At 69.5% G+C, this 24,672-nt stretch carries 19 protein-coding genes and 1 pseudogene; 11 read left to right on the forward strand and 9 right to left on the reverse strand.

Annotated features, from left to right (window positions below; translation table 11 throughout):
- Positions 1-1,182: an MBL fold metallo-hydrolase gene (locus OG707_RS36230; protein ID WP_329126038.1), complete on the forward strand. Its 1,182-nt coding sequence runs from the start codon at positions 1-3 to the stop codon at positions 1,180-1,182.
- Here the strand turns inward: OG707_RS36230 and OG707_RS36235 are convergent.
- From OG707_RS36235 to OG707_RS36250, 4 genes and pseudogenes are all read right to left on the reverse strand, one after another.
- The gene (locus tag OG707_RS36235) at positions 1,159-2,148 is read right to left on the reverse strand and encodes a TolB family protein (protein WP_329126040.1); all 990 of its coding nucleotides are present in this window, start codon (positions 2,146-2,148) and stop codon (positions 1,159-1,161) included. The genes OG707_RS36230 and OG707_RS36235 overlap by 24 nt on opposite strands.
- Positions 2,145-3,422, reverse strand: coding sequence for an MFS transporter (locus OG707_RS36240; protein WP_329126042.1), 1,278 nt, complete (start codon positions 3,420-3,422; stop codon positions 2,145-2,147). Before OG707_RS36240 ends, OG707_RS36235 begins: the two co-directional genes overlap by 4 nt.
- A gap of 82 nt (positions 3,423-3,504) precedes the next feature.
- A complete protein-coding gene (locus OG707_RS36245) occupies positions 3,505-4,296 on the reverse strand; it encodes a chitosanase (protein ID WP_443071511.1) in 792 nt (263 codons plus the stop codon).
- A gap of 66 nt (positions 4,297-4,362) precedes the next feature.
- Positions 4,363-5,883: pseudogene (locus OG707_RS36250) on the reverse strand (alkaline phosphatase family protein); the annotation flags it as partial.
- 395 nt (positions 5,884-6,278) lie between these two features.
- Between OG707_RS36250 and OG707_RS36255 the strand changes: the two are divergent.
- The 5 genes from OG707_RS36255 to OG707_RS36275 are packed head-to-tail and all read left to right on the forward strand — an operon-like array spanning position 6,279 to position 9,979.
- The gene (locus tag OG707_RS36255) at positions 6,279-8,021 is read left to right on the forward strand and encodes a sensor histidine kinase (RefSeq protein WP_329126044.1); all 1,743 of its coding nucleotides are present in this window, start codon (positions 6,279-6,281) and stop codon (positions 8,019-8,021) included.
- A gap of 6 nt (positions 8,022-8,027) precedes the next feature.
- Entirely contained in the window at positions 8,028-8,462 is a 435-nt protein-coding gene (locus tag OG707_RS36260; protein ID WP_329126045.1) for a roadblock/LC7 domain-containing protein, read from the forward strand.
- Between the two features lie 2 nt (positions 8,463-8,464).
- The gene (locus OG707_RS36265) at positions 8,465-8,839 is read left to right on the forward strand and encodes a DUF742 domain-containing protein (RefSeq protein ID WP_329126046.1); all 375 of its coding nucleotides are present in this window, start codon (positions 8,465-8,467) and stop codon (positions 8,837-8,839) included.
- Complete coding sequence (locus tag OG707_RS36270; protein ID WP_329126047.1) at positions 8,817-9,413, forward strand: GTP-binding protein; 597 nt, start codon at positions 8,817-8,819, stop codon at positions 9,411-9,413. Before OG707_RS36265 ends, OG707_RS36270 begins: the two co-directional genes overlap by 23 nt.
- Positions 9,410-9,979, forward strand: coding sequence for a GAF domain-containing protein (locus tag OG707_RS36275; protein ID WP_329126048.1), 570 nt, complete (start codon positions 9,410-9,412; stop codon positions 9,977-9,979). The genes OG707_RS36270 and OG707_RS36275 overlap by 4 nt, the downstream gene beginning before the upstream one ends.
- Positions 9,980-9,989: 10 nt before the next feature.
- On the opposite strand, the gene OG707_RS36280 is transcribed toward OG707_RS36275, so the two are convergent.
- The 5 genes from OG707_RS36280 to OG707_RS36300 form a co-directional block, all read right to left on the reverse strand.
- On the reverse strand, positions 9,990-11,858 hold the full coding sequence (locus OG707_RS36280) for a DUF2264 domain-containing protein (RefSeq protein WP_329128155.1): 1,869 nt from the start codon (positions 11,856-11,858) through the stop codon (positions 9,990-9,992).
- A gap of 27 nt (positions 11,859-11,885) precedes the next feature.
- Positions 11,886-13,223, reverse strand: a complete 1,338-nt coding sequence (locus OG707_RS36285; protein WP_329126049.1) for a M60 family metallopeptidase — start codon at positions 13,221-13,223, stop codon at positions 11,886-11,888.
- 28 nt (positions 13,224-13,251) lie between these two features.
- Positions 13,252-14,628 carry a M60 family metallopeptidase gene (locus tag OG707_RS36290; RefSeq protein WP_329126050.1) on the reverse strand — a complete coding sequence of 459 codons (1,377 nt, stop codon included), beginning with the start codon at positions 14,626-14,628 and terminating at the stop codon, positions 13,252-13,254.
- Positions 14,629-14,770: 142 nt separating this feature from the next.
- On the reverse strand, positions 14,771-15,868 hold the full coding sequence (locus tag OG707_RS36295; protein ID WP_329128157.1) for a LacI family DNA-binding transcriptional regulator: 1,098 nt from the start codon (positions 15,866-15,868) through the stop codon (positions 14,771-14,773).
- A gap of 65 nt (positions 15,869-15,933) precedes the next feature.
- Positions 15,934-16,920, reverse strand: coding sequence for a hydroxyacid dehydrogenase (locus tag OG707_RS36300; protein ID WP_329128159.1), 987 nt, complete (start codon positions 16,918-16,920; stop codon positions 15,934-15,936).
- A gap of 339 nt (positions 16,921-17,259) precedes the next feature.
- Between OG707_RS36300 and OG707_RS36305 the strand changes: the two genes are divergently transcribed.
- From OG707_RS36305 to OG707_RS36325, 5 genes are all read left to right on the forward strand, one after another.
- Positions 17,260-18,264 (forward strand): ABC transporter permease, encoded by a 1,005-nt coding sequence (locus tag OG707_RS36305; protein ID WP_329126051.1) that lies wholly within the window; start codon positions 17,260-17,262, stop codon positions 18,262-18,264.
- 118 nt (positions 18,265-18,382) lie between these two features.
- Positions 18,383-19,243 (forward strand): carbohydrate ABC transporter permease, encoded by an 861-nt coding sequence (locus OG707_RS36310; RefSeq protein ID WP_329128161.1) that lies wholly within the window; start codon positions 18,383-18,385, stop codon positions 19,241-19,243.
- Between the two features lie 62 nt (positions 19,244-19,305).
- Positions 19,306-20,979, forward strand: a complete 1,674-nt coding sequence (locus tag OG707_RS36315) for an extracellular solute-binding protein (RefSeq protein ID WP_329126052.1) — start codon at positions 19,306-19,308, stop codon at positions 20,977-20,979.
- On the forward strand, positions 20,976-22,454 hold the full coding sequence (locus OG707_RS36320; RefSeq protein WP_329126054.1) for a M1 family metallopeptidase: 1,479 nt from the start codon (positions 20,976-20,978) through the stop codon (positions 22,452-22,454). The genes OG707_RS36315 and OG707_RS36320 overlap by 4 nt, the downstream gene beginning before the upstream one ends.
- Positions 22,451-24,646 carry a galactose-binding domain-containing protein gene (locus tag OG707_RS36325; RefSeq protein WP_329126056.1) on the forward strand — a complete coding sequence of 732 codons (2,196 nt, stop codon included), beginning with the start codon at positions 22,451-22,453 and terminating at the stop codon, positions 24,644-24,646. The genes OG707_RS36320 and OG707_RS36325 overlap by 4 nt, the downstream gene beginning before the upstream one ends.
- Positions 24,647-24,672: the final 26 nt, after the last annotated feature.

Genomic DNA, 24,672 nt, shown 5'->3' on the forward strand with positions numbered 1-24,672 from the left:
GTGTCCGGCTCCCGATCCCTTCGCTCCAGCCTCCGTGCAGCGCGGCCGGACGCCTTCGGCGCGGACCCCGCGGGAGAGCGGATGGCGAGGATCCGCCGCTCGCCCAACTTCGCGGACGGGGTCTTCCAGAACCCGCTCGGGGCCCGTACCAGGCCGACGGGCTCGATGGTCGAGTTCGCGAAGGTGTACTTCCGCAAGGAGGAGCGCGTCCTCAGGACCCCCTCCGGCACCATTCCCGTACACCCCACGACCTTCGCGGACCTCGCGAAGGAACCGGCCTCGGGGCTGCGGCTCACCTGGATGGGGCATTCGAGCGTTCTCGCCGAGATCGACGGCCGGAGGGTCCTTTTCGACCCGGTCTGGGGCGAGCGCTGCTCACCTTTCGCCTTCGCCGGGCCCAAGCGGCTGCACCCGGTCCCGCTGCCGCTCGCCGCGCTCGGCCCGGTGGACGTCGTCGTGATCTCCCACGACCACTACGACCACCTCGACCTGCCCACCATCAAGGCCCTCGCCGGTACGGACACGGTCTTCGCCGTCCCGCTCGGCGTCGGCGCGCACCTGGAGCACTGGGGCGTCTCCCCGGACCGGCTGCACGAGCTGGACTGGAACGAGACCGCCAAGGTCAACGGCATCAGCCTCACCGCGACACCCGCCCGGCACTTCTGCGGGCGCGGACTGCGCAACCAGCAGCACACGCTCTGGGCGTCCTGGGCCGTCGCGGGGCCCGAACACCGGATCTACCACAGCGGTGACACGGGGTACTTCCCCGGCTTCAAGGACATCGGAGCCGGGCACGGCCCGTTCGACGCGACGATGATCCAGATCGGCGCGTACAGCGAGTACTGGCCGGACATCCACATGACCCCTGCCGAGGGAGTCCAGGCGCATCGTGACCTGCAGGGTGGCAGCCCGCACGGGGTGTTGCTGCCGATTCACTGGGGGACGTTCAATCTGGCTCCGCATGCGTGGGCGGAGCCGGGGGAGTGGACGAGGGATGCTGCCGAGGAGGTCGGGCAGGCGGCAGCGTTTCCCCGGCCTGGGGAGCCGTTCGAGCCGGCCGGGAAGCTTCCTGTGGATGCGTGGTGGCGGGCGGTGTCCTCACCCGTCGCGCATCCATGGCGGCGGCCTGCTGGGGCGGAGGTCGAGCTCGCCGAGCGGTCAACGACCCACTGCAGCTGGTGAGCTGGCATTGTGGATGAGGAGGCGCGGTGCGCCGCCGCCGTCCGCCGGCACCGACCATACGTCCCAGCCGCCCCCATGGCGCGGCAGGCCGTACATCACCGTGTGGTCGTCCAGCCAGGCCGCCTGGTCGTCCACGCTGTGCTCCTCCGCCAGGGGGGTCTCCTTCATCGTGGTCAGGTCCAGGGCGTAGAGACGCCATGGTCTGTTGGCGCTGGCGTTGACCCTCTTCTTGAACACGATGTGAGTGTTGTCCGGTGAGAGGGACGGGCATTCGGCGTTGGTGCGCAGGGTGCGGGCCGTCCACTTCCGGTAGTCGCCCTTGATCAGGTAGGTGCGGCCGCCCGTGCGTGCCGTGGCGTAGAACGTGTTGTCGTCCGCGGCGAAGGTGACGCCCCAGAAGTTCAAGTCAGCTGCGCGGTACGGCCTTCCGTCCAGCGTCAGCGGGATCTGCTCGATGTTGGGGATCACGTGCCCGGTCCTGGTGTCGAGGATCGAGGTCCGGGTCGAGAAGTCGTCCCTGAGGTAGGAGTCGCCCTGGACGAAGGTCGTCCAGGAGAGCATGTTCCCGCTGGCCGAGACCCTTGCCCTGTTGGGGAAGCCCTCCGTCTTGACCTGGCGTTTCTGGTGCAGGTCACTGTCGAGCACCATGACGTGCGTGGAGGGCACCGGGCCCCTGCGCTGCATGCAGAGTCCTGTGCCGTGGGCTGCGTAGAGCCGGTCGCACAGCATCTTGCCGCTGGTCCGGGGAGTGGTGGGGCGGGCCAGGGGGACCGAGGCGATCCTGCCGAACGAGGCGCCCGGTTCGGTGTTGCGGAAGAGGATCTGCCCTGCCGCGTCCAGTCGTACGACTCCGCTCACGCCGTCGGCGCCGCTGTGGTCGCGGGACCTCAGCGCGTATCCCGTGACTGTGGTCGCGGCGAGCAGGGCCGTCGTCAACAGAATGAGAAGACGAGTCCTGGCATTCATGCCACGTTCTCCTTGCGCAGAGGGAGGATCAGCAGCGCCGCCGCGATCGCGGCCGTCAGTACGGCGAGGGCGACCGCGAGTGCCGTGTGCAGGCCCCATACCGACCAGGCGGCGCCGAACAGCATCGAGGACGCCAGCGTTGCCAGGGACTGGGCCGTCTGGATCAGTGACATTCCGGCGGCGCGGAGGTGTTCGGGCACCATCGGCCCGATCGCGGCCATCAGGACCCCGTCGGTGGCCGCGTAGAACAAGCCGTGGAGGACGAGCGTGGTGATCACCAGACCGGCTCCGCCGACCGGGCCGAACAGGGAGAGATAGGCGAGGAGCAGTGCACCGTATCCGGCGACAAAGACTCTCAATCTGCCGATACGGTCTGCCAGTTGGCCCAGTGGCATCGCCGTCAGGAGGTATACGCCCGTGGTGCCCAGCGGCAGCAGCGGGAAGTACTCCTCCGAGATGTCCAGGCGCTGCTGGATCAGGAGATAGACGAACGAGTCGCTCAGCGTCACCGCGCCAAGGAGCAGTACGCCGATCCCCACCCTCCGGAATCCTGGCCGGAGGAGGAGCTTGAGCATCTCGCGTACGGTCGCCCGCTGTTGCGGCTGTTCCAGGGGCCGGCGCCGGTCTCGTACGAACAGGCCCAGGATCACCAGCGCGAATACCGCGATGCAGAAGCTGGCCACGAAGACCGTGTCGTACCTGCCGGGTGTGGCAAGGAGCAATCCGAAGGCGACCAGCGGTCCGAGGAACGCGCCCGTGGTGTCCAGCGCCCTGTGCGCGCCGAAGGAACGGCCCAGTGTCCCAGGTGTGCTGCTCAGTGAGATCAGGGCGTCGCGCGGGCCGGTGCGCAGGCCCTTGCCCGTACGGTCGGCCGCGATCACCGCGCCCAGCGCCGGTACGGAGGAGCCTGCCGCGAGCAGGCCCAGTTTGCAGAGCGCCGACAGTGCGTAGCCGCTGCCCGCCACCAGTTTGCGGCGCTGCCAGCGGTCCGCGGCGTGGCCTCCGGCTACCCGCACCAGGGCGGTGACCCCGAAGTACATGCCGTTGAGTGCACCGAACTGCAGGGGGTTCAGGCCGAGTGTGAAGATGACGTACATCGGCAGCACCGCAGTGATCATCTCGGAGGAGATGTCCGTGACCAGGCTGACGGATCCGAGCGCGAGGACGTTGGAGTCCACTCCTGCCCACGCGCGGCGCCGGTCGCGGGTGGTGGGGGCGGGAGGGGGCGTGGGGGATCCGGGAGGGGCCGTCGCCCGGGTCGATGAGACGTACATGACTGTCCTGTCTTGGGGCGGGGGCCCGCCGGCCGGGGTGTTGGGGTCCGGCCGGCGGGCCCGTGAGCAGGAGGTGGGTCAGTCAGTCGTTGATCGTGTACGGGTCGCCGTAGACCTTCCACTGCAGCGGCGGATTCAGGTCGAGATTGCCGTTGTTGAGGAAGACGCGCTGTTCCGTGTCGACGCGGCTGGTGTCGTCGTGCGCGGCCTCGGTGAGCATGGCCGCCTTGCGGGCGTCGAGGAAGGCGTTGATGTACGCGGTCTCGTTGCCGCCCTGCGCCGGGGTCTTGGCCTTCTTCATGGCGGTCTTGCGGATCCCGCCGAAGCTGGTCGCGTCGTCGCCGGGGCCGTGCATCACGATGGCGTCGTAGTACGCGAACTGGCCGAGCGCGCGCAGGCCGTCGGTCTTGGCCTGGCTGACCGCCGGGTCGAAGTACACGCGGTCGCGTTCGTCGTTCTGTGCCTGCTGGAACACCGCGTCCTTGGCCGCGTTCTGCCAGGCGGACTCGAAGGCCGAGCCGAGACCCGTGTGGGAGGCGCTGCCGTTGACCTTTTCGAGCGCGGGCAGGTACGCGGCCAGGGCGTTGCCCGGCTTCAGGTCGGTGTAGTGCTTGACGAGGTCGAGCATGTCGCCGGTGCCGGAGCAGAAGCCGATGATCCCGGCGGTGTAGCCGCGGCCGTCACCGATGTCCTCGATGTAGGCGTACTGGCCCTTCCAGTCCAGTGAGGAGTTCTCCGCGCTGGAGACGAGCTCCATCGCGATCTCCTTCTTGTGCGGGTCGGTCAGGTCGGCGCCCGAACCGGCGGGGGGAGTTGTGGCGGGTGGGGTCGTCGGGGGAGGTGTGGTGGGCGGGGTGGAACTGTTTCCGTACACCTCGAATTCGTACAGCGAATAGCCGTACGCCGTGCCGCGCTGCGTGCCGTTCATCCGTACGTAGCGGCCGTGCCCGCTGACCGTCAGGTCGTCGGTGCCGCCGTTGCCGGTGGTCGTGGAGTACGCCGACGTCCAGGTGGTGCCGTCCGTCGAGGTCTCGATCCTGTACGACTTCCCGTACGCCGACTCCCACTTGAGCTGGACGCGGCCGATCGCGGTGTCCGCGCCGAGGTCGACCGAGATCCACTGCGGGTCGGAGCCCTCCTTGCTGGCCCAGCGCGTGGTGGCGCTGCCGTCCACGGCCTTCGCGCCGGGGTAGGAGGTGCTCTCGGTGGAGGAGGTGGTGGTCGGCTTGCCCTGCGCGAGGTTCGTCGCCGCGGGGGGTGGGGTGGTGGGCGGAGGTGTCGTGGGAGGCGGGGTGGTGGGAGGCGGGGTGGTGCTCACGTCCCAGACGTCGGTGATCGGCTTCGCCGTGGCCGCGCTGCCCAGGGCGGGCAGCCCGTACATGTCCTCCAGGGTGCGCAGGATCGAGTAGTGGCTGTACTTGGTGGCCGAGGTGGCGCCCTTGCTGACGTTCGCGCCGACGACCATCGTGGCTATCTGGTTGTTGGAGTCGTCGCCGTCGTTCTCGTCCCAGGTCAGGACGAGCAGGCTGTTGTGGGTCTTGGCCCACTGGATGTAGCCGTCGAAGTTGTTCTTCAGCCAGGTGTCGCCCTGCTTGACGGTGCCGTCGTGCATGTCGTTGTCGAGGTTCGGCGTCACGAACGACACGTCCGGGAGCTTGCTGTAGTCCGTGGGGAAGCGGCTGTAGCGCAGGTTGGAGGCGGCGGGGACGTTGGAGAAGTCGACCCAGCCGTTGTGCTTGCGGGCATAGCCGCTGCTTCCGTCGTCGCCGCAGTCCTTCGATCCGTCGGCCGGGAGGTCCTCGGAGTAGCCGACGAAGGTGTGGCCGCGTGTGAGGAGCTGGTTGGCGAGGTTGTCGTCCTTGAAGTCGTACGGGCATTCGTCGTCGGCGATGCCGTGCGTGGAACCTGAGAGGAGCGCCACGTAGTTGCCCTGGCTCGGGTGGGTCGTGCCGTGCATGTTGGAGAACGAAGCGCCTTGTTTGGCAAGGGAGTTGATATACGGGGCATTGGAGCTGCCGACGACGTCGTCGTAGAACTTGTTCTCCTCCGTCACGACCACGACATGGTCGTACCGGGGGATCCCGTCGGCGGTCACGGTCACCGGGGACGAAGCGGAGCCCGTGGCGCCGAGGGGGGACGCGATGGCGTTCGCGGTCAGACCCAGCAGGCCCACGGCCACACTCAGTCCGGCGGCGATGAGAGCGCGCCGGGGGCGCGCGCCACGTCGTGTGTGCGCACTGCGCCGATCGGGCGGGGGCAGGGGAGGGTAGGGAGGCGTCATGCTGATCTCCTTGAACAGGCGTGGGGGAGTGCTGTCGGTGCGATGGACCTGAGCAGCGCCTGGGCGACAGCCGGCAGCGCGGCGATCCGGCACGTGTGTGGTCATCAACGCGCGCGGGACGAGCTGCACTTGGGCGTCAGGCATGGCGGAATACGACCGCGGCGGCCGGGTCAGCTGCATGCCCCGATGCAGGTGAGCGCGTCAGGTTGGGAACCTCCGCGCCGAGCCGTTGACGGGATTTCTACGCGTTCTGGTGAGGTCATGTCAAGACAGGAAACTTAACTAACAAATATTTCCCGAAGGAATCGAGGCGCCCGTACGCGATCTATGCCTCCGCCGGAGGGTGGCCCTCCGCGGCCACCGGAGGCCTCGAAACCGCACCCGCTCTCTAGTCCTCGGGCACCCGTACGAACCCTCATACCAGAGCGGGATGGTGAGCGTACAAGTTTGTCAACTGCGCATCGAGCGTGAGCGGTTGACGACTACTGTGTGTGGCTGCTGATCAACGCGCGGCCACATCGACCCTGTTGGGCCCGTGTTGATGAGCCATGGGTTCCCACGTACCGAGGACGCTGATGTCTCATCTTCGCGCACCCGCCGCGCGGACGGACCGCCCTGAAGGCGGCCGGCACGGCCGGCCGGGCACCCGTCCCGCGCCCACGCCGGGGCGGACCGCATCCCCGCCCGGCCCGGGCGGTGGCCGCCCCCGGTCCGCGCCCCCGGGACTGGAGGCCCGCATACGGCCCCAGTTCCTGCGCACCGCGATACTGCCGACCGTGGTCGCCGCCCTGAGCGGTGCGGCAGCCGTCGTCTACACGATCCACGCCGGACACGTCCATCCCTCGGCGGCGTTACGCGGAGCGCTCACCGGATTCGCGGTGCTCGCCGTCGCCGCCATCGCCTCTGCCGCGCTCGGCGCCGACCGCATCGCCCGGTCCGTACTGAGCCGGTGCAACGCGCTGCGCCGTACCAGCGCGCGCTCCCAGGCGGATCTGCGGGCGGTCGTCGACCAGTTGAGACGCGGTGAAGGGCCGCCCGTACGACGAACCCAGCCGCCGAACACCACCCATGGCGACGCCTTCGACCTGCTCGCCCAGGAGCTGGGCCGGGCGCACGAGGTCGCCGTCGCCACGGTGGTCCAGGCCGCACAGCTCTCCAGCAGCGCGGGCGACGAACAGAAGGTGGAGGTCTTCGTCAATCTCGCGCGCCGCCTGCAGTCCCTCGTGCACCGGGAGATCCAGCTCCTCGACGAACTGGAGAACCAGGTAGAGGACCCGGAGCTCCTCAAGGGGCTCTTCCACGTCGACCACCTGGCGACCCGGATCCGCAGGCACGCCGAGAACCTCGCCGTCCTCGGCGGTGCGATCTCCCGGCGGCAGTGGTCCAACCCGGTCTCCATGACCGAGGTGCTGCGCTCCGCCATCGCCGAGGTCGAGCAGTACCCGCGCGTGAAACTCGTGCCGCCGATCGACGGCACCCTGCGCGGCCACGCCGTCGCCGACGTCATCCACCTGCTGGCCGAACTGGTCGAGAACGCCACGGTGTTCTCCGCGCCGCACACCCAGGTGCTGCTGCGCGCCCAGCACGTCACGTCGGGACTCGCCGTCGAGGTCGAGGACCGGGGCCTCGGCATGTCCGTCACCGAGACCAACAAGATGAACGCGCTGCTGGCCGACCCCGACCAGGTCAACGTCGGGCATCTGCTGCAGGACGGGCGGATCGGCCTGTACGTCGTCTCCGCGCTGGCCCGCAGACACGGCATCTCGGTCCGGCTGCAGACCAACATCTACGGCGGGGTGCAGGCGGTCCTGATCCTGCCCGCGGGTCTGCTCGGCACCGACCAGGAGGGGCTGTCGCACTCCGCGGGGGCCGCCCCCGTCGCACCGGCACCCCCCATTCCGGCACAGGCGCCGCCGCCCGCGCAGCCCGACCCGCTGCCCGAACCGGTCCCGGTCCATGCACCGGACCCCCTCTCCACGGCTCTTCCCGTACGCGACACCCAGGGCGAGCGCCCCAATCCGGCGGCAGCGCTCCCGGGCGTGCACCACGGTCCGCGCCCGGACCACGACACCACCGAGACGGTCAGGGCCGCGCCGCACCTGCCGACCGGGCACCGTCCGGTGCTGCCCAGGCGGCGGAGCCAGGAGCACCTGGTCCCGCAGCTCAAGGAGGTGCCCGTCCCCCGCAGGGACGACGAGCACCCCGAGGCGCACGACCCGGGACTGATGGCGGCCTTCCAGCGGGGCATCTCGCTGGCCGAGGCAGAGCCCGACGTGCGGCCGGATCCGTCGCTCGACAATGACACCTTCAAGGAGTAAATGACCATGGCGAGTGATGTGCCGACCGGCCACGTGTCCGACCTCGACTGGCTGTTGAGCGGACTGGTCCAGCGCGTCCCGTTCACCCGCAGCGCGGTCCTGCTCTCCGCCGACGGACTGGTGAAGTCCGTCCACGGACTCGACGCCGACAGCGCCGACCACATGGCGGCGCTCGCCTCCGGCCTGTACTCGCTGGGCCGCAGCGCGGGGGTCCGCTTCGGCGACGGCGGCGACGTACGGCAGGTGGTCGTGGAGCTCGACACCACGCTGCTCTTCGTCTCGACCGCGGGCTCGGGCACCTGTCTGGCCGTACTGGCCGGACGCGAGGCGGACGCGGCGGTGCTCGGCTACGAGATGGCGATGCTGGTCAAGAGCGTACGGCCGTACCTGGTGACGCACGCCCGGAAACGGGCCGAGGCGTCCAGCGCCACGGGGCGCTGACCGTGCCGCTCCCGCAGGAGGGGCCGTGGCTCGACGACGCGGCGGGCCGGCTGATCCGTCCGTACGCCGTGAGCAACGGCCGGACCCGGCCCACCGCCGCGCTCGACCTGCTGACCCTGGTCAGGGCCACCGGGACGTCGCCCCCTGCCCACCTCGGGCTCGAACACACCCAGGCGCTGGGCCTGTGCGGACTCCAGTCCACCTCCGTGGCGGAGATCGCGGCGCATCTGCGGCTGCCCGCCGTGGTCGCCAAAGTGCTCCTCTCCGACCTGATGGAATGCGGCGCGGTCACCACCCGCGCCCCCCGATTCGACGAAGACCCCACCGACCTTTCCTTGCTGGAGGCAGTGCTCGATGGCCTACGACGACGGCTCTGATCTCTTCCCCACCGCACTGAAGATCCTGGTCGCAGGCGGTTTCGGGGTCGGCAAGACCACCTTTGTGGGAGCGGTCAGCGAGATTTCACCGCTCAGTACGGAGGAGATGCTCACCGAGGCCGGTGAGGGGACCGACGATCTGGACGGTGTCGAGTCCAAGACCACCACGACCGTGGCCCTGGACTTCGGCCGGATCACGCTCAGTCCCGACCATGTGCTGTACCTCTTCGGCACACCGGGCCAGGAGCGCTTCTGGTTCATGTGGGACGAACTCTCCGCCGGCGCGCTCGGCGCCGTGGTCCTCGCCGACACCCGGCGGCTCGTGGACTGCTTCGGGGCGATCGACTTCTTCGAGCAGCGCGGCCTCGGATTCGTCATCGCCGTCAATGAGTTCGACGGCGCCTACCGCTACGAGCCGGAGGAGGTGCGGGCCGCGCTCGACCTCAAACCGGACGTGCCCGTGCTGCTGTGCGACGCCCGGATCGCCAGCTCGGGCATCCGGGCCCTGGTCACGCTCGTGCAGCATCTGCTCGCCACCACGCCGGCCACGGACGACCAGGGAGCACTCTCGTGACGTACAACCCGACCGACCGCATGCTGGTGACCCCCGTCGACCGCGAAGCCCCGGAACGGGTGCGGAGACTGCGCCAACTCGGCATAGGGGAGCGCCCGGACGCGGGTTTCGACGACTTCGCGCGGCGGCTGGCGGAGGCCACGTCGGCCCCGTACGGGATGGTCAACTTCATTGACGAGAACCGGCAGTTCTTCGCGGGGCTGCACACCCCGAGCGGCTCCCACGTCGGCACCGACCTGACCAAGGTGGCCGCCGCGGGAGTGATCGGCCGGATCCTCGCGCGCGACCACGGCTACTGCCCGCACGTGGTCGCCCGGCGGAAGGCGCTGGTCCTCGAGGACGTCTGCGACTACCCGCGGTTCGCGGGCAATCCGGTGGTCGACGAGATCGGCATCCGCTCCTACATGGGGGCGCCGCTCATCGACCGTACGGGGATCGTGATCGGCACGATCTGTGTCGCGGACATCGAGCCCAGGGCGTGGGGGAGGGCCGGGCTCGACACCATCAAGGCCATGGCGGCGGAACTCCTGGAGACGATCCACCGCCGGGAGGACGGCTTCTACTGAGTCGGCGGGGTCAGACGCTCACCACGGTGCCGTCCGGGAACTCCAGCCGGACGCACCCGTCGGTCACCTCCACGGCGATCGATTCGCGCAGCGCCTGCGGGTGGACCGTGTCGCGCGAGAGCGCGATCAGTGAGACGTGGACGCTCCGGCCGCCGGGGTGCGCCGCGGTCTGGGCGTACGGCGTCGCGGACTGCGGTCCGTACGCATTGGCCTGTACGTCGCGCGCGACCGCCGTGTCCTGCCAGCCGTGCAGCGCCACGATCGCGCTGGTCAGACCGTCGGCCGTACGGGCAAGAGCCCAGCCGGGGCCGGATTCGGCGACGGGGCGCTCGGCGGACGCCACCGCGAAGCCGCCCTCGCGGACGGTCGCGCCCTCCTGAGCGTCGACGCGGTGCACGCGGATCTCCCACGGACCGTGCAGCACGCTGGTCGTCTCGACCCGGCAGCCCTGGGTCTCGTCCTCGTACCAGGACGATGCGGTACGTCCCTCGCAGGCGACCGGGTGGATACGGCGGCGGCGCGAGGGCGTGCCGTCGGGGGAGAGGACCGCGAGATGGCTGTCGACGGTCCGGGAGACGGCGTGCGGGGCGGCGTCGGGTGCGGTCGCCGAGGAGTAGGCGAGCTTGGTGTAGTGCGGGTCGTCGTTGCCCGGGCCGTCGGGCGGATTGTGGTCGCTGCCGTGGTTGACCAGGCGGACGATGCCGTCGTCGCGCGTCCCGTGCAGCAGCCAGCCGGGGGCGGGCAGGGCCGTGTACTGGTCGGACTCCTCGATGGGAAGGGCCTGTTCGCGTGCGGTCCAGGTGGGGTGGTCGGCGGGGAGCAGCAGGCCGAGGAAGCCCTTGGACGCCCAGTAGGGGGATGCGGGTCCCGAGTACGGCTGGGTGGTGGGCAGGAAGGTGTCGTACCAGCCGAGGGTGAGCAGCCCGCGCTCGTCGGGGACGCCTCGCTCGGCGAAGTGGCGCATGGTGCCGGAGGCGAGGCGGCGGGTGCGGCCCGGGGGGAGCGGGGTGCAGTCGGCGAGCGCGCCCATCCAGACGGGGGCGAGGGCGGCGTAGCGGTAGGTGAGCGAGCGGCCCTGGTGGACGGGGGAGCCGTCGGTGGAGAAGAAGTGCTGGTAGCCGCCGAGGAATTGGGAGAGGCGGTCGCGGTAGACCTTGGTGCGGCCGCTCTCGGGGTCCTCGCCGGCGATGCGTGACCAGAGCAGCGGGTAGAGGTGGAGCGCCCAGCCGACGTAGTAGTCGAAATTGCGTCCGTCGCCGTCGGTGTACCAGCCGTCGCCGACGTACCAGTCCTCGATGCGGTCCAGGCCGCCGTCGATGTCGGACTGGCTGAAGGGAGCGCCGACGGAGGCGAGGAACTGTTCCGAAACGACCTGGAAGAGCCGCCAGTTGTTGTCCCAGGTGCGGTTTCCGACGAAGCCGGAGAACCAGTCGACGACCCGCTCCTGGACCTTGGTGTCGAGCTTGTCCCAGATCCAGGGGCGGGTCTCGTGCAGGCCGACCGCGATGGACGCCGCCTCGACCATCTGCTGCGAGCACTCGGTGAGGCGCGGCCAGGCTTCGCGGGAGTCCGGGTCGGTGCCCGTTGTCAGGCCCTGCGCGTAGCGTTCGATCAACAGCGGGTCCACCTCGCCGTGGGCCCCCGCTATGCGGAAGGCGGCGAGCAGGAATGACCGTGCGTACCCTTCGAGACCGTCCGACACCAGCCCCGACCAACTGCCGCGCCCGGGCAGCCGGTACTGCGCGAATCCCGGCGTCGCGTACGGCACGAGCGAGTCCAGGAGATGGTCGGCGAGGACCTCCCAGTGGGCGCGGGTCCAGCCGGTGCGCGAGGAGAGCAGACGGTCGGTCGGGGGGAGGTGAAGGAAGGGCGGGGTCATTCGGGTCATGCTCCTGAGCTGAGGAATCTAGGAATCGTAGAGCGTGCTGGGGTCGGTGGAGGGGGCCGGTAGGGCGAGGGCCGCCAGGGCTGCTCTGCCTTCGGCGTTGATGGGGTACGCCCACTTGTTCACGAGGAAGTCGGTGAGGTCGCGGCCGGTGACCCGGCTGAGGTAGACGGCGTAGTTGGTCCAGCGCAGGGCGTCCTGGGTCTGCCAGTCGGACTGCGGGTTCTCCACGCGGATCAGCTTGTGCAGCTTGGGCCAGATCCCGGTGCCGAAGGCGAGTTCCAGCTGGCGCAGGGAGACGAGCTTCTCGTACGGCCCGAAGGAGGTGGTGAAGTCGAGCCCCGTGGTGCCGAGTTTGGGGAGCGCGCTCTGGAACCAGTTCAGCCCGGTCGTGGGGTCGACCGTGAGGAGATTGGACGTCTGGCCGAAGATGCGCTGGGCGGCGAGGGAGTAGATGTTGACCGAGACCTCGGTGAGGCCGGCGGGACGGTAGGCGAACTGCTGATGCAGATGGCCGAGTTCGTGGTAGAAGCCCCAGCCGCGGTTCCGTACGCCGTCGACGGTGATCAGGCGGTCGAGATAGGCGACGGGGAAGCCGTTGAAGTAGTGCGTGGCGTACGCGCCGACGCCCGTGGGGACCTTGGAGACCTCGACGAACTGGTACTTGCCCGCCTTGCGCCGGTGCAGCGGGGCCGAGCCGTCGAGTCCGCTCACCGCCGCATGCGAGGCGATCAGCTGCTCCACCAGGTTCATCAGCGTGACGTGGTCCTCGCCGCGATGGGCGAGGAAGTCGGCGCGGGTCACGGTGATGATCGCGTGCGGGGACGTCAGCTCGACCCAGGCCGAGGCGGTCAGGGTGTCCAGCTGGGACTGGAACGCGGACTCGCTGGTCGAACCCAGGACGAACGTCGGCATCTGCACGGAGCCTGCGGTGAAGGTCACCTGCGCCTGCTGGCCGTTGCCCGGTAGCCGCAGGTAGACCGGGCCGCCGTAGGTGTCGGTGACGGTGTTGGCGCCCTGCTTCAGGGTGAAGTCGCGGGGGGTCCGCTGGGCGGTGACCGCGTGGTAGTTGTCGTACGTGCCGATGTGCAGGGTCGGCAGCACACCTCCGGTCGCCGTCACCTGGACGGTGACGGGCGTCCCGGGCGGTGCGTACCGGCCGGTGGTGATGAAGTCGCTGCCGCGGTACGTGGTCGCCAGCCGGAGACGCTCGGCCTCGGCGGCCGGGAAAGCCGTGGCAGTGACCGTGTTCGCGTCGGCGCGGGCCGAGGCGGTGCCCGATCCGAGCAGGACGGCGGCTCCTGCTCCTGCGAGAGAGGCGAGCGCCGTGCGACGGCTGACCGTGTGGGACATACGCATCTGGATACTCCCTGGTCCGGTGTGGATGTCAGTCGGAGAGCGTGCTCGGGTCGACGGGCGGGGCGGGCAGCTTCAGCGCAGCGATCTCGGCAACTCCCGCCGCGTCGATCGGGAACGCCCACTTGTTGACGAAGAAGTCGGTGAGGTCGTGGCCGGATACGCGGCTCGCGTACGTGGAGAGCGCCCGGTACTGCCTGGCCTCGACGGCCGGCGGGTGGTCGTAGTCCTCGACGGGCTCGTCGTGCTGGTGCTCGGCGCGGACGAGCTGGTGCAGGCGCGGCCAGAAGTCGTCGCCGTAGGCGAGTTCGAGCTGGCGCAGCGGGACGAGCTGCTCGTACGCGCCGAACGAGGTGGTGTAGGCGAGCCCCGGCGTGCCGAACTTCGGGGCCGCCGACTGGAACCAGTTGAGGCCGGTGGTGGCGTTCTTGGTCAGCAGGTTGGAGGGCTGGCCGAGGGTGCGCTGGGCCGCGAGGGAGTAGATGTTGACGGTGACCTCGGTGAGGGTGCCCGCCTGGTAGGCGGCCTGCTGGTTGAGGTGACCGAGTTCGTGGTAGAGACCCCAGCCGCGGGTGGTGAGGCCCTGGACGGTGCAGAGCCGGTCCATGTACGCGCGGGGGAAGCCGTTGAAGCCGTGCCAGGCATAGGCGCCGACGCCCTTGGGGACGACGCTGACCTCGTTGAAGTGGTAGCGCCCGGCCTTGGGACGGTCCAGGCGGGTCCTGCCGTCGAGGCCGCTGATGCGGTTGTGGGAGTCGATGACCGTGTCGAAGAGCCGCATCAGCGCGGTGTGGTCCTCGCCCCGGTAGAGCAGCGCGCCCTCATGGGTGAGCGTCAGGATGGCCTGCCCGGTGGTGAGTTCCACCCAGGGGACGTCGGTGATCGTGTCCAGCTGGGTCTGGAACTCGGCTTCGGTGGTGCGGCCCAGCTCGAAGACGGTCATCTTGGCGGTGCCCGACACGTACCGGACCGAGGCGTGCTGCCCATGGCCCGCGAAGCTCAGATAGAGCGGGCCGCCGTAGACGTCCGTGACCGTGTTGCGGCCGGCGCGCAGGGGGAAGACGCGCGGCGCCTTGAGCGCGGCATCGGTGTTGTAGTCGTCGAAGGTGCCGATGTGCAGAACCGGCAGTGCGCCGTGGCCCGGCCGGACGTCCACGGTGACCGCGGCGCCGGGTGCCGCGTAGCGGCCGGTGGGGATGAACTCGCTGGCGCGCAGCGAGCGGTCGAGGCGCAGCCGCTCGGTCTCCGCGCCGGGGAAGGCGGTGATCAGCTGGGTGTCGCCGCGTCCATGGGCGGAGGCGGGAGCGGCACCGATCAGGGTGGCCGCTCCCGCACCTGCCAGTGCGGCGAGTGCGGTACGGCGGCTGAAGGCGGAAGGGGTGTTCGCAGGGTTGTTCACAGGGCGCATCCGGACTCCAGGGGGCGAGGGGTGATGGAGAGGCGTAAGCGATGCGCGCCAGCATGTAAGCGGTTGCTATCTCACCGCAAGAGGGCCCGGGAAGTTACTGTCTTTTACTATGGCCGGGAGGGGGCGAGCAGGCAGTAATCGCTCACACCCGGCGGGCGGGGCGCTTCGCCGGAGCGGCCACCGAGTCGCGTACGACGATGTGCGTGCCGAGCCGCACCGCACCGGTGCTCTGTTCGCGCCACTCGTCCTCGTCGCCCCCGGAGACGGCCAGTCGTACGGCCTGCCGGCCCATCTCCTCCAGCGGAATGTGCACGGTCGTCAGCCGGGGACGCAGCTCCTGGGCCACGGGGAGATCGTCGTAGCCCACGATGGACATGTCCTGCGGGACCCGCACCCCGGCTTCCTCCAGGGCCTGGTAGGCGCCCGCCGCGACCATGTCGTTGGCGGCGAAGACGGCGGTGAACTCCAGGTCGCTCCTGAGGAGTTCGGCCAGTCGGTTACGGCCGAAGGCCCGGCTGAAGGAACCGAGCTGCTCCAGTTCCGGATCGCGCTGCACACCGCGCAGGTCGAGAGCCCGCCGGTGTCCGGCGAGCCGGTCGCGGGTGGTGGAGAGCGCGGGCGGGCCGCCGAGGTAGAGGATGCGTTCGTGGCCCTGCGCCAGCAGATGGTCGGTGATGGCGAAGGCGCCGCCCTCGTTGTCGTACTCGACGTGGGCGGTCAGCGCCGGTTCATTGAGCGGGGGCCGCCCGCACAGCACCAGCTTCGAGCCGTCCGCGTCCAACTCCTTGGCACGACGGGCCAGTTCGGCCGTGTACGCGCGGTCCGCGATGGATCCGCCGACCACGATCACCGCGTCCGCCCGCCGCTCGTGCATCAGCTCGATGAAGGCCAGCTCGCGCTGCGGATCGCCCTGGGTGCAGCAGACCAGACAGAGCCGGTTGCCCAGCGCGGCCTCGCGCTCCACGCCGCGTGCGATGTAGGCGTAGAAGGGGTCGATGAGCTCGCTGACGACGATCCCGACCGTACGGCCCGAGACGCCGGCCAGGGCGCGGGCGTGCGCGTTGACGACGTACCCCAGCTCGCGCATCGCCTCCTCCACGCGCTCGCGCGTCGCGGCGGCGACCGGGTAGTTGCGGTTGAGTACGCGCGAGACGGTGGCCGTCGAGACCCCCGCGAGCCGCGCCACGTCAGTGACCGTCGCACGGCGCTGGCCGTCCGTGGCCGAGCTCTGGCGGCGCATGCGGCCCACCCCCTGGTTCTCGCTGTGTGGTGCGCCCGAGTTTATGGCCTGCGCGGTGGTGTCGTTCATGCGATGCGGTCCAGGTCGGCGAGGTGGACGGGATGGTTGAAGGGCAGCCCGCGGGCGTACCGGGTGAGTTCGTCCACGGCGAGCGCGCCGAGCCGTCCGACCTCGTTGCCCTGGGCCCCGGCCATATGGGGGGTGATGAACACGTTGGGCAGCTCCCACAGCGGGTGTCCGTGCGGCAGCGGCTCGGGATCCGTGACATCGAGTACGGCGTCGATCCGGCCGCTGACCAGGTGTTCTGTCAGCGCCTCGGTGTCCACGAGCCGCCCCCGCGCGGTGTTGACCAGCAGGGTGCCGGGGCGCATCAGGCCGATCGTCCGGGCGTCCAGGAGGTGCCGGGTCGCCGGGGTGTCGGGCGCGTGCACGCTCACCACGTCGCTGGTGGCGACCAGGGTGTCGAGATCGGTGAGCCGCGCGCCGAGCAGGTCGGCCTCGGCGGCGCTCACATACGGGTCGTAGAGCAGGACGTCGGCGTCGATCACCCGCAGCAGTTCGATCACGCGGCGCCCGATCCGCGAGGCGCCGATCACGCCGACGGTCAGACCGTGGGTGCCGATCCAGTGCTGGCGGTCGAGGTCGGCCTCGGTGCGGTGGGTGCGGCGGGTGCGGAAGAGCTGGGAGAGCGGGAAGGCCCGCTTGGCGCCCATGATGATCGCCGCGAGCGTGAACTCGGCGACGGGCACGGCGTTCGCCTCGGCCGCCGAGGAGACCGCGACTCCGCGTTCGTACGCCTCGGTGGCCAGGAAGGTCTTGACCGTGCCGGCCGCGTGGATGACGGCGCGCAGCCCGGGCGCCCGGTGCAGCAGGGTCGAGTCGATGGGCGGGCAGCCCCAGCCGGTGAGGAGCACTTCCGCACCGGCAAGTGCGTCGGCCGCCTCGGGGGAGCCGAACTCGCTGATGACATAGGGCGGTTGGAGATCGGCCGATTCCTCGAGCCGTACCCGTACCGGCGGCGGAAAGACGTCGTCGAGCAGACCCGGTGCCATGGCCAGTACGGTGCGCGGCCGCCGCGGGGGCGGCTCTGCGGGATCCGTAGCGGTCGGGACCGGTGCCTCGTCGGTGGTGCGCACCCTGCCTCCGGACAGTAAACGCGTTCTATGGATGGGCCGCACGCTAGGGAGCGCAATGGCTGCGCGTCAAGCGATCCGATCTCTCATCTGGCAGCATTTGTCGGGTATTTGGCGATCTGATGGACAGAAAACGGCCATAGAAACATCGCGTAACGCAGACGTTCCCCCGAATCTCTTGACGCTGGGGTTAACCGCTTACTACGTTGCGGCGGCAGAAGGCCCACCATGCGCCACCCAGCCGAACAGGACGGCACCATGGCTGAAACAGCACCTACGATGCCGCTCGAAAAGCGGCGCAAGCAGGCCAAAGCGCCCGCCCCGCCCGTCGTCGCCGCCCAGCGCAAGCTGGGCCTCTGGCAGCGGATCAGGCGCGACAAGGTCATGCTGCTGCTGACCCTGCCGGGGCTGCTCTACTTCGTGGTGTTCCACTACGTACCGCTGATCGGCTACATGGTGGCCTTCCAGGACTACCAGCCCTACCTCGGCTACATGCACAGCGCCTGGGTCGGCGTCTCCAACTTCACCGCGGCCTTCGCCGACCCGGACTTCTGGTCCGCCACCGGCAACACCCTGAAGATCGCCGTGGTCCAGCTGGTCCTCTTCTTCCCCGTGCCGATCGCCCTCGCCCTGCTGCTCAACAGCATCGTCAGCGACAAGCTCCGCCGCTTCGTCCAGAGCGTGGTGTACCTGCCGCACTTCATCGGCTGGGTCATCATCGTCTCGATCTTCCAGCAGATACTCGGCGGCGCCGGCCTGCTGCCCCATGTGCTCGAATCACTGGGCCTGCCCCGCTACGACATGATGACCGACCCCGCCGCCTTCCCCTGGCTGCTCGCGCTCCAGACGATGTGGAAGGACGCGGGCTGGGGCACCATCATCATCCTGGCCGCGCTGCTCTCCATCGACCGCGGCCTGTACGAGGCCTCGGCGATCGACGGCGCAGGCAAGTGGCGCCGTCTCTGGCACGTCACGCTCCCGGGGCTCTCCCCGGTGATCATCCTGCTGCTGATCCTCAACCTCGGGAACATCCTCACCGTCGGCTTCGAGCAGATCCTGCTCCAGCGCGACGCGGTGGGCGCCGGAGCGGGTGAAGTCCTCGACACCTACGTCTACTTCCACGGCATCAAGGACAACGCCTGGGGCGTTGCGGCCGCCGTCGGCCTGGTCAAGGCCGTGATCGGCACGGCACTGGTGATCGGTGCCAACAAGTTCGCCCACCGACTCGGCCATGAAGGGGTGTACCGCGGTGCTGACCGCTGAGAACTCGCGCGACAGCGCACCGGAGAAGACGACCCCGACCCCCTCGGAGGTGAGGACCGCGGCAGTCACCGAGCAGGCACCGCAGCAGCTCAGGCCGTCGGGCGCCAGGCCCCCGTGGATGGAGAAGCCGACCAAGCTCGGCCTCACCGGCAAGGGCATCGTCATCGTGCTGGTCGTGGCGATGGTCGCGTACCCGCTGCTCGGCGTGATCGGCACGAGCTTCGCCTCGCAGACCGACATCATCAAGTCATCGGGCCTGGTCCTGTGGCCCTCCCACCCCAACCTCGACGCCTACCGCACCGTGTTCACCGGCGGCGTCGTCACCCGCGCCCTCCTGGTGAGCTTCGGAGTGACGGTCTTCGGGACCGCGGCCAGCCTCCTGTGCACCATCGGGATGGCGTACGGGCTCTCCCGGCGCGATGTCGTCGGCTCGCGCTTCATCCTGATGACCGCGCTGTTCACCATGCTCTTCAACGCGGGCGTCATCCCCAACTTCCTTCTGGTGAAGGAGCTGGGCCTCTACAACACCTTCGCCGCCCTCGTCCTGCCCACCATGGTCAGCGCCTTCAACCTGGTGGTCCTTCGGTCCTTCTTCATGAACCTGCCCGAGGAGCTGTACGACGCCGCGAAGGTCGACGGCGCCGGCGACTTCCGCGTCCTCATCCAGGTCGTCCTGCCGCTCTCCAAGGCGGTTCTCGCGGTGGTCGGCCTCTTCTACGCGGTCTCGTACTGGAACGCGTACTTCAACGCCCTGCTTTACCTCGGCGACGCCGACAAGTGGCCGCTTCCCATGGTCCTGCGCACCTTCGTCCTGCAGGGCCAGAGCCTTGCCGAGGGCGGCGCGGGCGAGGCCGTCGCGCCGCAGCAGGCCGTGCAGATGGCCGTCCTGGTCGTCGCGGTCGTCCCGATCCTGCTCGTCTACCCCTTCCTTCAGCGGTACTTCACCAAGGGCGTCCTCACCGGCGCCATCAAGGGCTGACCGCAGCACCGCACCCCCACAACTTCCCCGTCCCGTCCCGCTTCTCGCCGAGGAGATCCCAGATGTCCGGCTCCACCCAGATCAACCGCCGAACCCTCTTCCGCTGGAGCGCAGGCATCGGCCTCGGCGTCGCGGCCGCCCCGCTCCTCGCCGCCTGCGGCGACGGCGGCACCACCGCCAAGGCCGAGGCGAAGACGACCTCGCTCCTTCCGACGACCACGGTCCGCAACATCGGTCTGAAGCCGGACCTGGCAGGCACCGCGGCCGGAGTCCCGCAGGGCTTCTTCGCGTACCCGGCCCAGCTGCAGCGCGCCACCACCGGCACCCCGCTCAAGGGCGCCAAGCCGATCTCCGCCGTCATGGAGACCTTCTCGCCGCTGCCGCCCGCCCGGGGGAAGAATGCCGCCTGGCAGGCGATCGAGAAGCTGCTCGGCACGCAGGTGAACGTGACGCCCGTGCCGGCCGACGACTACCCGACCAAGTTCTCCACGATGGTCGCGAGCGACAGCCTGCCCGACATCTTCATGTACCCCGAGACCGGCGGCGTCGACAACAAGTCCGGCTTCCTCGCCGCCAAGTGCGCGGATCTGACGCCGTACCTCGCCGGTGACAAGGTCAAGGACTACCCGAACCTCGCGGCCATCCCGAAGGGTGCCTGGCAGGGCGCGACCTTCGGGAGCAAGATCTTCGGCATCCCGATCACCCGTATCGGAACCGCCGGAGTCGGCTTCTACCGCCACGACCTCTTCGCCAAGGCCGGCGTCACCAACCTCGACCAGATCACCGACGTCGACCGGTTCACCGAACTGGCCAAGGCGCTGACGAACCCGAAGCAGCACCAGTACGCCTTCTCCGCGGGCATCACCAACCTCCTCGCGGCTTCCACGGGCTCCCCGTACTTCTGGGCGATGGACGCCAAGACCGGCAAGTGGACGTACTGGCTGGAGACCGACGCCTACCGCTCCGCGATCGAGACCGCGGCGAAGCTCTACAAGGCGGGCTGCTTCTACCCCGGCACCGTCGAGATGGTCGGCGCGCAGAAGGCCCAGTACACGAACCTCTTCAAGAACGGGAAGGCCGCGTACGTCTACGACGGCATGCCCAACTACCTTGCGCCGGGCGTCGGGTACGTCGACTCGATGGCCGCGATCGACAAGTCCTTCGACGTGCGCCCCATGCTCCCCTTCGGCCCGGACGCGGTCTCCTGGCAGGACAACGTCTCCCTCCAGAACACCCACATCAAGAAGGCGGACGGCGCCCGCGTCAAGGAGATCCTCAAGCTCGCCGACTTCGCCGCGTCGCCCTTCGGCTCGGTCGAGTACACCCTGATCACCTTCGGCACCGAGGGCGTCGACTACCAGCGCGACGCCAAGGGCAACCCGGTCCTCACCAAGCAGGGAGCCCAGGACATCACCGTCCCGTGGGGCAAGCTCGCCTCCGGCGTCCCGGCCTTCTTCAGCACGACCTCCGAGGACGCCGTCCGGTACGTGCACGACGCGTACACGAAGCTCATCCCGATGCTCCGGCCCGACGTCACCCTGGGCTACACCTCGCCCACCTGGGACTCCAAGGGCTACGGCAGCCTCTACACGATCCACCAGGACGGCGTGAAGGACATCATCGCCGGCCGAAAGTCCATGTCGGACTACGACGCCCTGGTCAAGAAGTGGCGCAACGCCGGTGGCGACACCTGCCGCGCCGAGTTCGAGAAGGCATCTGCGAAGGGGACGAAGTGACAACGGCGCACAGCACCTCCAGGCGAACCCTCCTCAAGCGGACGGGCGGTGCCGCGATCGCCGCAGCCGTCGCCGTGCCCGCCCTCTCCACCCCCGCCCTTGCCCACGGCTTCGACCCCGAGCCCGGCGCACCCGGCGTCGGCGACCCGCTCTACCCGACCCTCGGCAACGGCGGCTACCAAGTCACCCACTACGACCTGACCTTCGACTTCACCCCGGTCACCTACGACTTCACGGGTACGGTCAAGATCTCGGCCCGCGCCACCCAGGACCTCTCCGCCTTCAACCTGGACACCGACGGCCACACCATCGACTCCGTCAAGGTCAACGGCCGCACAGCCCAATTCGCCCTCTCCGACGGCAAATCGGGCCAAGAGCTCACCGTCACTCCAGCGAACCCGATCCACCGCAACTCCCCCTTTACCACCGAGGTCGGCTACCACGGCAACGGCAAGGCCAAGCGCCTCTCCGTCACCGGCTGGCGCTTCGGCAGCGACGGCGGCTTCGCCTGCGCCGCCCAGTCCTCCCGCGCCGACACCTTCTTCCCCTGCAACGACACCCCCTCGGACAAGGCCACCTGGACCTTCCACATCAGCGCCCCCGAGGGCTTCGTCGCCGCCGCCAACGGCGAGCTCCTGCACAAGACCCCGCGCGCCGACGGCTCCACCGTCTGGCACTTCGCGCTCCGCGAGCGCATGGCCACCGAGCTCGTCGGCATCGCCGTCGTCAAGGGCACGTACGTCTACGGCACCAGCCACACCGGCCTCCCCCTGCGCCACATCGTCCCGCAGGGCCAGGAGGAGAAGTACGGACCGATCGTCGCGCGCACCGCCGACCATCTGGCCTGGCTGGAGGCGAAGTTCGGGCGCTACCCCTTCTCCACGTACGGTCTCCACATCTACGACGGCTACACCGACGCGCTCGAGAACCAGACCCTCACCCTCATGGGCACGAGCTGGTTCAAGCTCAACACCGACGGCAATCCCTCGTACGAGAACACGATGGTCCACGAGCTCACCCACCAGTGGTTCGGCGACTCCGTCACTCCCAACGACTGGCAGCAGGCCTGGCTCAACGAGGGCCCCGCCACCTACTACGCCGCCGTCTACAGCCAGGAGCGCGGCTGGTCCGTCGTCGAGGACAAGATGAAGGCGACGTACGAGAAGCTCGACGCGGTCCGCGCCGCCGACGGCCCGCCCGGACTCCCGAACGCTCTCGGCGGCACCAACATCTACGACGGCGGCGCCCTCGTCCTCTACGCCCTCAACCTCCAAGCGGGACAACGGCAGTTCGACCGGATCATGCGCGAGTGGGTGAGGCGCTACAAGGACTCCACGTACACCAGCGAGCTCTTCATCAAGCACGCGGTGGAGGTCACCGGTGACCGCACCCTCGACCCCTTCCTGCGCGACTGGCTGTTCGGCGCCGTCAACCCGCCGATGCCCGGCCACCCCGACTGGAAGGCCGCCGTATGAACCGCCGGCTCGCCACCGCACTGACCGCCGCCGCGGCCCTCCTGGCCACTGCGCCCGTCGCCCAGGCCGCCGGCTCCCCGGTCCTGCACGCCTCCCCGCACGGCACCGGCACGGCCTGTACCCACAGCCGGCCCTGTTCACTGGACGCCGCACGCGACCAGGCCCGAACCCTCCACGGCGGCGTACGGATCGAGCTCGCCGGCGGTACGTACACCCGCACCGAGGCCCTGAAGCTGACCTCCGCCGACTCCGGCACCACCTGGGCGGCAGCCCCCGGCGCCCACCCGGTCCTCTCCGGCGGAGTGACGCTCACCGGCTGGAGCGAGGCGGCCGACGGTACCTGGAGCGCCCGCGCCCCCGAAGGCGTCACCCCGCGCCAGCTCTTCGTCGACGGGCAGCGCGCCACCCCGGCGCGCGGCGCGGCCTGCGCCGCCTCGGTCTGCGACGCGACGAAGACCGGCATGACCGGGGCCAAAGGCACCGGTATCGCGGCCTGGAAGCGCCCCACCGACGCCGAAGCCGTCATCAAGGTCCGCTGGCGCAACTACCACTGCCGTATCGCAGCGGTCACCGGCGACCTCATGACCTTCGCCCAGCCCTGCTGGACCAACTCCTCCGGCGGCACCGACCGCACAGGCCCGGCGTGGGACACCACGACCGTGGACTCCTCGCGCTACTCGGGCGTCGCGTTCTTCGAGAACGCACCCGAACTCCTCGACCAGCCGGGGGAGTTCACCTACGACTCGGCCGCGCACAAGGTCACGTACCTGCCGCGCAAGGGCGAGAACATGCGCCGCGCGACGGCCGTCACGCCCTCCACCGAGCAACTCCTCACCATCGACGGCGCGCACGACATCACCGTCCGGGGCATCGGCTTCGCCTACGCGGCCTACCGCCAGCCCTCCACCGACGAGGGATACGCGGGCATGCAGTCCGGCCTGACCCTCACCGGCGCCACCGGACCCGTCGACCACGCGGGCCGCTACTACACCAAGCCGTCCGCCGCGCTCACCGTGCGCGGCGGCCGTGACGTCGCCGTCGACCGGGCGTCGTTCACCCACCTCGGTGGGGCGGGGGTGATCCTCGAAGCCGGCACCCAGGAGTCGGGGGTCACCCGCTCGTCCTTCACCGACCTGTCCTCGGGGGCCGCGTACATCGGCGACACCGAGCCCAACCCTGCGCCCGAACTCGCGGGCGTGGACAACACGTTCGCGTACAACACGATCCGGCGCACGGGCGTGGAGTACACCGACGCGGTCGGCATCTGGGCGGGGTACGAGGCCGGCCTGACCCTCGACCACAACAGCCTCGACCAGCTCCCGTACGCCGGGATCTCCGTCGGCTGGGGCTGGAACCAGCCCGAGGCGCAGCAGTCCGTCCTGCGCGACAACAAGATCACGAACAACCGCATCACGAACGTCATGCAGGTCAAGGACGCCCAGCACGACGGCGGCGCGATCTACACCCAGGGCGCCCAGCCCGGCACGGTGATCTCCGGCAACTACATCAACCGCAGCGCGTACGAGAACACCGAGCGCGACGGCAACGGCATCTACCTCGACGAGCAGTCGTCCCACATCCTCGTCGTAAATAACGTGATCACGCGGACCGGCGGCAAGTGGGTCTCCAACTGGGCCGACTACGGCATCCAGAACACCGCCCGCGCCAACTGGGCCGAGACCGTCGTCCCGCCCCTCTCCGGCACCGGATCCCAGCTCGTCGACAACCACGAGGGCCTCGACCGCCTGCCCGCCGAGGCGCTGAAGGCCGCCGCCTCGGCAGGACCGCACGGCGGCCCGGTCGAGCAGCTGCGCCGCGATCTCGCCCGTACGGGAACGGCCACCCAGTCCTCCACGGACGGCGCCAACACCGCGGACCTGGCGCTCGACGGGAACATCACCAACACCGCCACCAAGACGCTCTCCGAGCCCGGCGCCTGGTGGCAGGTCGACCTCGGCAGCGTCCAGCACATCGGCCAGACCGAGATCTGGAACGCGTCGGGCATGCCCACCGGCGACTTCGACGTCCAGTACGCGGACACCGCCGACTACGCGAACGCGACCACCGTCCACATCGCCGGCAAGGCGCAGGGGCCGAGCCTGCTGAACACCGACACCCACGGCAGGTTCGTACGGATCAAGCTCACAGGGACCGGTCGCGTGGCTCTGGCCCAGGTCAACGTCCACCCGTAGAGTCCACAAGATCAGCGCCACCCGCG

This window comes from Streptomyces sp. NBC_01465, from assembly GCF_036227325.1.
Lineage (GTDB): Bacteria > Actinomycetota > Actinomycetes > Streptomycetales > Streptomycetaceae > Streptomyces.